At 45.2% G+C, this 12907-nt stretch carries 11 protein-coding genes; 3 read left to right on the top strand and 8 right to left on the bottom strand.

Annotated elements, in window-relative coordinates; translation table 11 throughout:
• Positions 1-9: 9 nt before the first annotated feature.
• The 6 genes from K08M4_RS12655 to zapE all read right to left on the bottom strand — a co-directional run bounded on the left by K08M4_RS12655 (position 10) and on the right by zapE (position 5115).
• Positions 10-747 (bottom strand): cytochrome c1, encoded by a 738-nt coding sequence (locus K08M4_RS12655; RefSeq protein ID WP_086050088.1) that lies wholly within the window; start codon positions 745-747, stop codon positions 10-12.
• On the bottom strand, positions 744-2009 hold the full coding sequence (locus tag K08M4_RS12660) for a cytochrome b (protein ID WP_009848941.1): 1266 nt from the start codon (positions 2007-2009) through the stop codon (positions 744-746). Before K08M4_RS12660 ends, K08M4_RS12655 begins: the two co-directional genes overlap by 4 nt.
• The gene (gene petA, locus K08M4_RS12665; RefSeq protein WP_010434692.1) at positions 2009-2599 is read right to left on the bottom strand and encodes a ubiquinol-cytochrome c reductase iron-sulfur subunit; all 591 of its coding nucleotides are present in this window, start codon (positions 2597-2599) and stop codon (positions 2009-2011) included. The genes K08M4_RS12660 and petA overlap by 1 nt, the downstream gene beginning before the upstream one ends.
• 330 nt (positions 2600-2929) lie before the next feature.
• A complete protein-coding gene (gene rpsI, locus K08M4_RS12670; protein ID WP_004740758.1) occupies positions 2930-3322 on the bottom strand; it encodes a 30S ribosomal protein S9 in 393 nt (130 codons plus the stop codon).
• Positions 3323-3335: 13 nt separating this feature from the next.
• The gene (gene rplM, locus K08M4_RS12675; RefSeq protein WP_010434689.1) at positions 3336-3764 is read right to left on the bottom strand and encodes a 50S ribosomal protein L13; all 429 of its coding nucleotides are present in this window, start codon (positions 3762-3764) and stop codon (positions 3336-3338) included.
• Between the two features lie 247 nt (positions 3765-4011).
• Positions 4012-5115 (bottom strand): cell division protein ZapE, encoded by a 1104-nt coding sequence (zapE, locus tag K08M4_RS12680; RefSeq protein WP_086050089.1) that lies wholly within the window; start codon positions 5113-5115, stop codon positions 4012-4014.
• Positions 5116-5334: 219 nt separating this feature from the next.
• Here zapE and zapG point away from each other — a divergent pair, with 219 nt between their 5' ends.
• The 3 genes from zapG to degS all read left to right on the top strand — a co-directional run bounded on the left by zapG (position 5335) and on the right by degS (position 8496).
• Entirely contained in the window at positions 5335-5790 is a 456-nt protein-coding gene (gene zapG / locus K08M4_RS12685; RefSeq protein ID WP_009848969.1) for a Z-ring associated protein ZapG, read from the top strand.
• 127 nt (positions 5791-5917) lie between these two features.
• Positions 5918-7273 carry a Do family serine endopeptidase gene (locus K08M4_RS12690; protein ID WP_086050090.1) on the top strand — a complete coding sequence of 452 codons (1356 nt, stop codon included), beginning with the start codon at positions 5918-5920 and terminating at the stop codon, positions 7271-7273.
• 158 nt (positions 7274-7431) lie between these two features.
• A complete protein-coding gene (gene degS / locus K08M4_RS12695; protein ID WP_086050091.1) occupies positions 7432-8496 on the top strand; it encodes an outer membrane-stress sensor serine endopeptidase DegS in 1065 nt (354 codons plus the stop codon).
• A gap of 137 nt (positions 8497-8633) precedes the next feature.
• Here the strand turns inward: degS and parC are convergent, their stop codons facing one another.
• Both parC and parE read right to left on the bottom strand, forming a co-directional pair.
• Complete coding sequence (parC, locus tag K08M4_RS12700) at positions 8634-10892, bottom strand: DNA topoisomerase IV subunit A (protein WP_086050092.1); 2259 nt, start codon at positions 10890-10892, stop codon at positions 8634-8636.
• A gap of 3 nt (positions 10893-10895) precedes the next feature.
• Positions 10896-12776: a DNA topoisomerase IV subunit B gene (parE, locus tag K08M4_RS12705; protein WP_009848965.1), complete on the bottom strand. Its 1881-nt coding sequence runs from the start codon at positions 12774-12776 to the stop codon at positions 10896-10898.
• Positions 12777-12907: the final 131 nt, after the last annotated feature.

Below are 12907 nucleotides of genomic sequence, written 5' to 3' on the forward strand. Positions count from 1 at the left end.
ATAGCATAATTAGTGCACATCACGCCAATACTCTTTCTTCAGCAAAATCACGATGATAGTGAAGATTACTAAGAAGGCCATTACCCACCAACCCATAGCATGACGCTCAAGTTGAACAGGGTCGCCCGAGTAAACCAAAAAGTTAACAAGGTCACGAACTGCTTCGTCGTATTCACCAGCACTTAATTCGCCAGAACCATCTGTTTCAGTACCAACAACAACCTTTACTTCCTCACCATCGACCATGTGAGTATCGTAGATTGGCGTTGGGATACCTTGTAGTTCTTCAAGAACATGCGGCATACCAACACTTGGGAAAACCAGGTTGTTCACACCAAATGGACGAGACGGATCTTCATAGAAAGTACGAAGGTACGTGTATAGCCAATCTGCGCCACGAACACGAGCTACCAATGTTAGATCTGGTGGTGGTGCACCAAACCAACCAGCTGCTTGCTCAGAAGGCATAGCGTTAACCATCAAGCTACCAATTTTTACTTCAGGATCGAAGATCAGGTTTTCCTTCATTAGGTCTAAAGGAATCTCCAAATCATTCGCAACACGTTCATAACGTTGGTACTGCGTTGAGTGACAAGCGAAACAGTAGTTCATGAACATCTTAGCGCCATTTTGCAATGAAGCTTTGTCTGTTAAATCATTGTTTGCTTTGTCTAATGGTACGCCTGCACCCGCTGCCATCGCTAGTGACGGCAACATAGCAAATAAAATTACAATCCACTTTTTCATTTGAATGTCACCCTTTCTGGTAATGGTTTCGTCGCTTCATTTTTACTGTAGAACCACAGCAGAACGAAGAACATGAAGTAACCTAAGCTAAAGATTTGAGCTAGTAGCGTGTATGTTGGCGTTGCTGGAAGCGCGCCAAGTACACCAAGCGCAATAAAGCTTATTGTGAATTGGATGATGTTAATCAAATGCAGTTTGCTACGGTAACGGTAAGAACGCACTTTACAACGGTCGAACCATGGCAGTAGGAATAGCACAACAATAGATGCGCCCATTGCAACGACACCTAACAGTTTATCTGGAACAGCACGTAGTACCGCGTAGAACGGCGTGAAGTACCAAACTGGAGCAATATGCTCAGGTGTTTTCAGTGGGTTTGCAGCTTCAAAGTTAGGCGGCTCAAGGAAGTACCCACCCATCTCTGGGTTAAAGAACAGCACGTAGCAGAATAAGAATAGGAAACCAGCAACACCTACCATATCTTTTACCGTCCCGTATGGGTGGAAAGGAATAGAGTCGATGATGTCGTATTTCTTAGTGTAATCCTTGTGGAATGGGAACTGAGTCTTGTAGTCGTCGCCCATTGTGCCTTTAGGAAGCTTAGTTTCGATACCGTCCGGGTTGTTCGAACCCACTTCATGCAGCGCCAGTACGTGAAGTACGATAAGCAGCAGAAGTACGATTGGCAGAGCGATAACGTGCAGTGCGAAGAAACGGTTCAACGTTGCGCCAGAGATGATGTAGTCACCACGGATCCAAAGCGTTAGATCGTCACCAATAACAGGGATCGCACCAAATAGAGATATGATTACCTGAGCACCCCAGTAAGACATTTGACCCCATGGCAGTAAGTAACCCATGAAAGCCTCAGCCATAAGTACTAAGAAGATCAACATACCGAAGATCCAAAGTAGCTCACGAGGTTTTTGGTAAGAACCGTAAATTAGGCCACGGAACATATGCAGGTAGATTACAACAAAGAATGCTGAAGCTCCTGTTGAGTGCATGTAACGTAGTAGCCAACCGTATTCCACATCACGCATGATGTATTCAACAGAAGCAAATGCGCCCTCACCAGACGGTACATAGTTCATTGTCAGCCAAATACCCGTAAGGATTTGGTTAACCAGTACCAACATAGCTAAAGAACCAAAAAGGTACCAAAAGTTAAAGTTCTTAGGCATTGGGTATTCAGATAAATGCTTTTTGTAAGCATTCATCGCGGGTAGACGTTTCTCTACCCAATCAAGCAATCCTTGCATTACGCGTCTCCCTCGTCCACACCAATCATGATCTTCGTGTCACTCAAATACATATGCTTTGGTACAACAAGGTTCAATGGAGCCGGTACGCCTTGGAATACTCGACCTGCCATATCAAACTTTGAACCATGACAAGGACAGAAGAAACCAGACTTAACGCCCTGAACCTGTTCTGCGAAAGAATCTGGCAGGTAAGTTGGAGAACAACCTAAGTGCGTACAGAAACCAACAGCAACAAAGAATTCCGGCTTAATTGAACGAAACTCGTTCTGCGCGTATTCTGGTTGTTGTTCAGCTTCAGATTGAGGGTCACGAAGTTGACCACCGATCGCTTTTAGATTCTCTAGCACCGATTCAGCACGGCGTACAACCCATACAGGTTTACCTTGCCACTCGACACGAACCATTTGTCCCGGTTCTAACTTACTGACTTCCACTTCCACCGGTGCGCCCGCAGCTTTCGCCTTGGCACTCGGATTCCATGATTTAATAAAAGGCACGGCTACAGCAGCTGCTCCTAAACCACCAACAACGGCTGTTGTTGCGGTTAAGAAACGCCTGCGACCGTTATTTAAAGGCGCGTTGCTCATCCAAACATTCTCCCATTTGCTCCTTATGGATTGAAATAATTCCGAATAAAGAGCATGGCTAACAAAATATGTATTTAGTTCTATTTATTGACGGCAAATGATAAATAAAACCCTACTTTTTGACAAGATAAAGCTACCTTTTTGTAACAATCATGAGGCAAAGCGCACATTGGGTTACAAAAGCTTTCAAAATATAAGAATTTAGGAATAAAACGAGGGAGGGAAAGCGTTTAGAGGGGCTATAAAAACAAAAAGCCCGGCATATAGCCGAGCTTTGAACCACAATTCCAGTCGTAAAACTGGGAGCGTGTACTTTTTCGTAAAGAAAAATTAACGCTTAGAGAATTGAGGTTTACGACGTGCTTTACGTAGACCAACTTTCTTACGTTCAACGCAACGAGCGTCACGCGTAACATAGCCAGCTGCACGTAGAGCAGGACGTAGAGTTTCATCGTATTCCATAAGAGCACGAGTGATACCGTGGCGGATTGCGCCAGCTTGACCTGAAATACCACCACCAGAAACAGTGATGTAAAGGTCAAGTTTCTCAGTTAGTTCAACTAGCTCAAGAGGTTGCTTAACAACCATACGAGAAGTTGGACGACCGAAGTAAACATCAAGGCTGCGCTTGTTGATTACGATCTCACCAGAGCCTGGTTTGATGAAAACACGAGCTGCTGAGCTTTTGCGACGACCAGTGCCGTAGTATTGATTCTCTGCCATTGTCTTAATCCCCTTAGATGTCTAGTACTTGTGGCTGTTGAGCAACATGGTTGTGCTCAGTACCAGCGTACACTTTAAGCTTACGGTACATCGCGCGGCCTAGTGGACCACGTGGAAGCATACCTTTAACTGCTAGTTCAAGAACCATTTCTGGTTTCTTAGCAATTAGCTTTTCAAAAGTGATAGTTTTAAGACCACCTGGGAACTCAGAGTGACGGTAGTAAACCTTACCCTTAGCTTTGTTACCAGTTACAGCAACTTTCTCAGCGTTAACAACGATGATGTAATCACCAGTGTCTACGTGAGGAGTGTATTCTGCTTTGTGCTTGCCGCGTAGGCGAGAAGCGATTTCACTTGCTAGACGGCCAAGAGTTTTGCCTTCAGCGTCTACAACATACCAGTCGCGTTTTACAGTTTCTGGTTTAGCAACGAAAGTTTTCATGCTAATAATTACCTATTTAAAAAATTTACACTTAAGGAATACTCGCGTATTCCCACTGTCTAAGAGTTACCATTCATCACCCCTTCGAGTGTTGGAAAACTCTTGGCATAACGTGATTTTACTCATCGCTAGAGGCCCGCAGTAACGGTAGGTCGCAGGATTATAGAGAAGAGCGAAGAAAAAATCACCTCTTTTTGAACAAAATCACGATTTTTTTAATTCTCTTTCTTATTCGAGATAATCAAAGCTAACTTAAGTGTTCTTTTGCCAAATACTCATGGCTCTGCATTTCAATTAAACGCGACTGACAACGTTTAAACTCAAACTCTAGTTGACCATGGGTGTATAGTTTTTCTAGCTCCACTTCCGCTGAAATAATCAGTTTCACATTGCGCTCATAGAACTCATCAACTAACGCAATAAAGCGTCTAGCAGCGTCATCGGAAGTCGCGCCCATTTGCAACACATCAGCCAATAGAACTGTGTGATAAACTCGAGACAATTCAATATAGTCATTTTGGCTGCGAGCCGACTGACAAAGCTGAGCAAAAGTACCATGCAGCACGCCATCACTCGCTTCGACTACATCTAATTGACGGTGATTAACCTCTATCTGCTTAAGCTTCTCTTTATCTTCACCCACCAACTGCGCGTAATATTTCTCTAGATTGATATTGGCTTGATTATCTAATGGGTAATGATAGATCTCAGCTTGCTCTAAGGTTCTCAGGCGGTAATCAATACCACTATCGACATTAAGGATGTGGCAATTCTCTTGAATAAGCTTAATAGCGGGTAAGAAACGCGCTCGCTGTAACCCGTTGCGATACAGATCCGCAGGTGGAATATTAGAGGTCGCAACCAAGATAACGTTTCGAGCGAATAACTCTTGGAACAAAGTTCCTAAGATCATGGCATCGGTAATGTCTGAAACAAAGAATTCATCAAAACAAATAATATCCGCTTCTTCTTTCAACTTATCTGCCACTAAAGGCAACGGGTCGCTAACATTACCTAGCGCCCTTAGCTCATCATGGACTCGATACATAAAGCGGTGAAAGTGAACGCGCATTTTTTTTGTGGTCGGTAAGGCATCGTAGAACGTATCCATTAAATAGGTTTTACCGCGCCCGACGCCGCCCCAAAAATAGAGGCCTTTTGGTGGCAGTGGCAGTTCTGGCTTTTTGCCCATTAACTTCTGGAATCGAGTCAGTTGAGGAATAGGGGTATTCATGTAATCTTGGAATTGATGAAAGAGTTCATCTAAAGATTTAACGGCTTGCTCTTGTGCTGGATCTCTTTGAAATCCATGTTCTTTTATATCTTGTTCGTATTTTTTAATGGGATTCATGACGACATTTCCACAATGAAAGCGATATCAGACAGCAAATAAAAATGAGCCCAAACAGTATGAGATATGTCGCTATGCGGTGAATAATGCAGCATCAAACTGCTAACTAGCGCACACGCATTTCTCTTTATACTGCGGCTTTCTCATAGTACCATGGAGCCGTATCACGTGTAACTAAGCAGTAACAAACATGTTAAAAAACAATAATAAGGAGCTGTTATGCCTTGGATGTATGCCGTTGCCGGTTTACTAGTCGGAGTTATTTTAGGGGTCGCTATTTCTCGTCTCATGACACCTGAATACAAAAAACAAAAGAACGTACAGAAAGAATTAGATAGCGCAAAGTTTGCCCTGGAACAGCAGCGACAAGAGCTAGCTGACCACTTTGCGAAATCAGCAGAAATGTTGGACACCTTAGGTAAGGACTATACAAAGCTTTACCAACACATGGAAAAAACAAGCTCAGAGCTACTCCCTAACCTGCCAGAGCAAGACAACCCATTTGTGAAAACAGCCGCTGCTCATTCGGATAAGCCACAAGATAAGTCTTCAGTTAAAGAGTCGACTCTTGAAGAACAACCGAAAGATTACGCGAACGGCGCAACCGGTTTATTTACCGAGCAGAAGAAAGAGATCATGGATGCTCCCGATGTCGTAACAGCAAAAGCATCGTAAACATTTAACACTTCTGTGAACTTTACAAAGGTTTTTGAGTCATAACTTTCACTCAGGTCATTTGAAACTTATCCTATTTATTACACGTAGTGAGAAGAATAAGACCTTAACTAGAGAGGAGTTTATGATGAAAAAACCTTTGCTCGCTTTATCAATACTGACTTTAAGCTTAAGTTCAATCATCACCCCCATCCAAGCAACGGCCGCACTGCCATTAAGTGTGGGTAATGAACAATTACCAAGCCTCGCACCTATGCTTGAACAAGTGACCCCCGCTGTAGTTAGTATTGCCGTAGAAGGCAAACAGGTACAACGTCAGCAAATCCCTGAACAGTTTCAATTCTTTTTTGGCCCAGAACAAACACGAGAGCGTCCATTTCGCGGGCTAGGCTCTGGTGTGATCATTGATGCCAAGAAAGGCCATATTGTCACCAATTACCATGTCATCAATGGTGCCGACGATATCAAAGTAAAACTTCACGATGGTCGAGAGTACGATGCCGAGCTCATCGGTGGAGACCAAATGTCTGATATCGCACTGCTCAAATTAGAAGAAGCCAAGAACCTTACCCAGATAAAAGTCGCAGACTCCGACAAACTAAGAGTTGGTGACTTTAGTGTCGCTATCGGTAACCCATTCGGACTTGGGCAAACAGTAACATCCGGCATCGTATCTGCACTCGGCCGTAGCGGCCTGAATCTAGAGAACTTTGAAAACTTCATTCAAACCGATGCAGCTATCAACAGTGGTAACTCTGGTGGTGCGTTAGTGAATCTCAACGGTGAACTGATTGGTATCAACACGGCTATCCTAGGCCCTAACGGAGGCAATGTCGGTATCGGCTTTGCAATTCCTTCCAATATGATGACAAACCTGACTGAACAGATTCTCGATTTCGGTGAAGTAAAACGTGGCATGCTTGGTGTCCAAGGTGGAGAGGTCACCTCGGAATTGGCTGAAGCGCTTGGTTATGAGTCCAGCAAAGGTGCTTTTGTTAGCCAAATTGTACCCGACAGTGCTGCAGACAAAGCAGGATTGAAAGCGGGCGATGTCATTGTCTCCATTAACGGTAAGCGTATTGATACTTTTAGTGAGTTAAGAGCCAAAGTAGCCACCCTAGGTGCAGGTAAACAGATCGAGTTAGGCGTGGTTCGTGACGGTAAGCATAAGACCTTTGACGTCACGCTTGGTGAATCCACAAATAGTAAGACACAAGCTGAAAAGCTCCATGAAGGACTTGCCGGTGCAGAGCTCACCAACACAACCGACAGCGATTCAGCGACAGGCGTCAAGGTATCAAGTGTCGCTCAAGGTTCGCCAGCAGAAGCTTATCAGCTTCTTAAAGATGACATCATCATCGGGGTAAACCGCCAACCAGTTAAGAACCTTGCTGAATTTAGAAAGATTCTTGAAAAACAACCTGGCGTATTGGCACTTAATATCCAGCGAGACGATAGGACTATCTATCTAGTTATTCGATAGCCATACGTCAGCGTAATTACAGGGAGGCTCAGTAAGTTTGCTTTAAACTTACTCAGTCTCCCTTTTCTTTAGATCAATCAAAATGCTATGCTTCACTGATAATCAAGTCAGTCATCCATTGACGGATGCTTCATACCTTACTTGTTGAAGAGGGAAACATGCTGTCCTTTCTATTTCGTTCTATTTCCCTTGGACTCGTTTCTGCGGCACTTATTCTTCTCGCATTCCCGAGTTTAAGGCCCGCTATTGTTGCAGACGTCACGAACCCTCAAGTCGATAATATTGGCTCTCTTCAGATCTCATTTAACCAAGCGGTGCGACGTGCTGCCCCCGCGGTGGTTAATATTTATAGCCGTAAATACGCAGAAAGCGATCGCAATAAGCTACTCACTCAAGGATTAGGTTCAGGGGTCATTGTTAGCGAGAAAGGCTACATCATTACCAATTTCCACGTTGTGGCTCAAGCCGACCAAATCGTCGTGGCACTTCAAGACGGACGAGTAGCCGCCGCACAGCTTGTCGGTTCAGACAAACGCACCGATATCGCGATACTCAGAGTCAGCGGTGACAACTTACCCGTGATTCCACTGAATCAAGATTACACAGCAAATGTCGGCGACGTGGTTCTAGCTATCGGTAACCCATACAACCTAGGCCAAACCACGACCTTTGGTATTATCTCGGCGACCGGTCGCTCTTCAATCAGTGCCGATGGCCATCAAGCCTTTATCCAGACCGATGCTGCAATCAATGAAGGTAACTCAGGTGGTGCACTGGTTAACTCACAAGGCGAGCTCGTCGGTATCAATACTGCTTCTTTCCAACAAGCTACCGACATGGAAACCTACGGGATCTCATTTGCAATCCCCTACTCACTTGCTAATAAAATCATGGAGAAGATCATCGCCGATGGTCGTGTTATTCGTGGTTATATTGGTGTCGACGGACAAGACATCAATTCGGTGACTTCACGCTTGCTGGGCACTAAGAACATCGGTGGTATTGTTGTCTTAGGCATTGACCCGAATGGCCCTGCAGCCGATGCCGGCTTTGAAGCACAAGATATCATTATCAGCATCAACAATACCCAAATTAGCGGACGACAAAGCGTAATGGACATTGTTACTGATCTTCGACCAGGTACTGTCATTGATGTTGGTGTATTACGCAAAGGTGAAAACAAGACCCTCAAGGTCACCATTACCGAAGACACACGCCTGTAGTCTTTATTTAGTTTGATTGCCGATAGCTAGCAACTCAAACCGCCATGTACAGATACAAAAAGTATAGATACAAAAAACCCAGCTCTTAAGCTGGGTTTTCTTTTATTAATCAATGCTGATTATAAACTCAATCAAAACTATGCGTCACTAGGTTCATCGATATCGATGCGCGTCACACGCTGTAAACCTCTTGGGAGTAGACCACCACGACGACCACGCTCACCACGGAAGTTTTCAAGGTCCGCCGGTTTCAAGCCAAGTTTACGTTTGCCCGCGTAAATAGTCAGCGTTGCATTCTCTGGAATGGCCATCAGATGCGATACAAACTCTTCTCGCTCTTTTGCTTTCGCAGAAGGGATATTGATGATTTTGTTGCCTTTACCTTTGCTCAGCTGAGGTAGGTCTTTAATCGGGAACAACAACATACGGCCTTGGTTAGTAATCGCCAGAATCTGGTTACTGTCCAAGTCAGCAATCGGGCTTGGTAACATCACTTCAGAAGCTTGTGGCAAGTTAACCAACGCTTTACCGCTCTTGTTCTTAGAAAGCAGATCGCTACCCTTACAAACAAAGCCATAACCCGCATCAGAGCCGACTAACCATAATTGTTCATTCTCTCCCATCACCACTTGGCGAATAGAAGTACCCGGGCTGACGTTCAAGCGGCCTGTAATTGGCTCACCTTGGCTTCGCGCCGACGGTAGTGAATGTGACTCAAGGGAGTAGCTTCGGCCATCACTGCCAAGGAACACCGCTTGTTGGTTACTCTTACCCTTAGCGCTTGCTAAGAATTTATCACCTGATTTGTAGTTCAAGCCTTCAGCGTCAACTTCATGCCCTTTAGCATGGCGAATCCAACCTTTTTCAGAAAGCACGACCGTAATTGGTTCACTTGGTACTAAGTCGCGCTCTGTTAGCGCTTTCGCTTCAGCACGCTCAATCAGAGGTGAACGACGATCATCGCCGTATTTATCAGCATCTGCTTGGATTTCTTTTTTGATCAACGTATTCAAGCGACGCTCTGAACCGAGTAGCTTTTCAAGCTTTTCACGTTCAGCTTCAAGCTCTTCTTGCTCTGCTCGAATTTTAAATTCTTCTAACTTAGCTAAGTTACGAAGTTTAATATCAAGAATCGCATTAGCTTGAATTTCAGAAATGTTGAAACGGCTCATTAGAACAGGACATGGTTCGTCTTCTGTACGAATGATCTCAATCACTTCATCGATATTAAGATAAGCAGCAAGTAAGCCTTCTAAGATGTGCAAACGTGCCAGTACTTTATCTAAACGGTACTGCAAACGACGACGAACGGTCGTGCGACGGAACTCAATCCACTCTTTCAGGATTTGAACTAAGCCTTTAACTTGAGGACGATTGTCTAAACCAATCATGTTCAAGTTAACGCGGAAGTTTTTCTCGAGATCCGTCGACGCGAACAGGTGGCTCATCAGTTGGTCACAGTCGATACGGTTTGAACGAGGAACGACAACGATACGCGTTGGGTTCTCGTGATCTGATTCATCACGCAAGTCGTCAACCATAGGCAGCTTCTTAGCGCGCATCTGGTTCGCAATTTGCTCAAGTAACTTCGCACCTGACACTTGATGAGGTAAAGACGTGATAACAATATCAGAGCCTTCCTTGTGCCATACCGCGCGCATCTTGATGCTGCCACGGCCTGTACGGTAGATCTTTTCGATGTCCGACTTCGGCGAAATAATTTCAGCCTCTGTCGGGTAATCTGGGCCTTGAATGAAACCCATCACATCTGGAAGTTCAGCTTTCGGCGTATCAATCAAATGAATCGCCGCGTTCGCCACTTCACGTACATTGTGAGGCGGGATGTCGGTCGCCATACCAACCGCAATACCTGTGATGCCGTTAAGTAAGATATGAGGAAGGCGTGCTGGCAACATCTGAGGCTCTTTCATGGTGCCATCAAAGTTGGGTTGCCAATCAACGGTTCCCTGACCTAATTCACCAAGCAGGACTTCCGCAAACTTAGACAGTTTTGCTTCGGTATAACGCATCGCAGCGAACGATTTCGGGTCATCCGGTGCACCCCAGTTACCTTGACCATCTACCAATGGGTAGCGGTAAGAAAATGGTTGCGCCATCAATACCATCGCTTCATAACAAGCAGAATCACCGTGTGGGTGATACTTACCTAATACGTCACCAACGGTACGTGCTGATTTTTTGTATTTCGATGCAGCGGATAAGCCCAGCTCAGACATCGCGTAAATAATACGACGCTGTACTGGCTTCAAGCCATCACCGATATACGGTAATGCACGATCCATGATCACGTACATTGAGTAATTTAAGTAGGCATCTTCGGTGAACTTGCGCATTGGCAACTGTTCAACGCCATCATATGTAATTTCGTTAGACATCCATTATACCTCGGCCATATCACCGTTAGTCTGTAGCCATGTACGGCGATCATCTGCACGTTTTTTACCAAGCAGCATGTCCATCATCTCGTTGGTCGCTTCGTTGTCATCAATCGTTAATTGAACAAGACGACGAGTGTTCGGATCCATGGTGGTTTCACGTAACTGAAGTGGGTTCATTTCACCCAGACCTTTGAATCGTTGCACGTTGATCTTGGCTTTCTTCTGCGATAGTCGCTCAAGCACACCATCTTTCTCTGCGTCATCGAGTGCGTAGAACACTTCTTTACCGCAATCGATACGATACAGAGGAGGCATTGCCACATAGATATGACCCGCTTCAACCAAAGCATGGAAGTGGCGAGTAAACAGTGCACACAACAGCGTCGCGATATGAAGACCATCCGAGTCCGCATCGGCAAGGATACAGATCTTACCGTAACGCAGGCCTGACAAGTCATCGTTATCAGGGTCGATACCCAGAGCAACCGAAATATCGTGTACTTCTTGTGAAGCCAATACTTGGTCTGCTGACACTTCCCAAGTATTTAGGATCTTACCGCGAAGTGGCATAACCGCTTGGAACTCACGATCACGTGCTTGTTTAGCAGAACCACCCGCCGAGTCCCCTTCCACGAAGAAGATTTCGGTACGGCTTAAATCTTGAACTGAACAGTCGGTTAGCTTACCCGGCAATGCTGGGCCTGAAGCGATCTTCTTACGCACAACCTTTTTGCTTGCGCGCATACGGCGGTGAGCATTGGCAATACAAGCTTCAGCTAACTGCTCTGCCAGTTGCGGTTTTTCGTTCAACCACAAGCTAAAGGCATCTTTTACCACACCAGATACAAACGCTGCGGTTTGACGAGAAGAAAGACGTTCTTTTGTTTGACCAGCAAATTGCGGATCTTGCATCTTCACCGATAGTACGTACGAACAACGATCGAAAATATCGTCACCCGTCAACTTAACGCCACGCGGCAGAAGGTTACGGAATTCACAGAACTCACGCATTGCATCAAGCAGACCTTGGCGAAGACCGTTTACGTGTGTACCACCTTGCTTAGTTGGTACTAAGTTCACGTAACTCTCGGTGATCATATCACCACCTTCTGGCTGCCAAATGATCGCCCAGTTCGCCATTTCCGTTTCAGCAACGAATTCGCCAACATAAGGTTCCTCAGGCAGTAAGGTGTAACCTTTCACACCTTCTGCAAGGTAGTCTTTCAGACCATCTTCATAGAACCATTTATGCTCTTCACCACCAACTTTGTCGACAAAGGTGATTTCTAAACCTGGACAAAGTACGGCTTTAGCGCGCAAATTATTGATAAGACGTAAAACAGAGAACTTAGAGCTATCGAAGTATTTAGGATCTGGCCAGAAATGCACCGTCGTACCGGTATTGCGGTGACCACAAGTACCCGTAACCGTAAGATCCGTTACGGCATGACCACCTTCAAGGGCAATTTCATGTACCTGACCGTCACGGCGAACCGTCACTTCAACACGTTTTGACAACGCGTTTACCACCGAGATACCTACCCCGTGCAAACCACCTGAAAACTTGTAGTTATTGTTCGAGAACTTACCGCCAGAGTGGAGCTTAGTTAAAATCAGCTCAACACCTGAGATCCCTTTTTCAGGGTGAATATCAACCGGCATACCACGGCCATCATCCGTCACTTCTAACGATTGGTCTGCATGCAACACGACTTTAATCTTCTTAGCGTGTCCCGCTAGTGCTTCATCAACCGAGTTATCAATGACTTCTTGGGCAAGGTGGTTTGGTCTTTCTGTCTCGGTATACATTCCCGGGCGGTGTCGCACGGGGTCGAGACCTTCAAGTACCTCGAGGTCTTTTGCATTATATTGTTCAGTCATAATACGGAGTTTACTCAAAAAGTTTGCGTCAGTTCGCTGGCTCTAGTTTAACTAAAGCGAAATCATTACTATGAACCGTCATAGTAGAGCGAACGAGCGAAGTATTGGGGAATATAGTCTGGAAGCTGAGT

Origin of the sequence: Vibrio syngnathi (assembly GCF_002119525.1) — a bacterium.
GTDB classification, from domain to species: Bacteria; Pseudomonadota; Gammaproteobacteria; order Enterobacterales; family Vibrionaceae; genus Vibrio; species Vibrio syngnathi.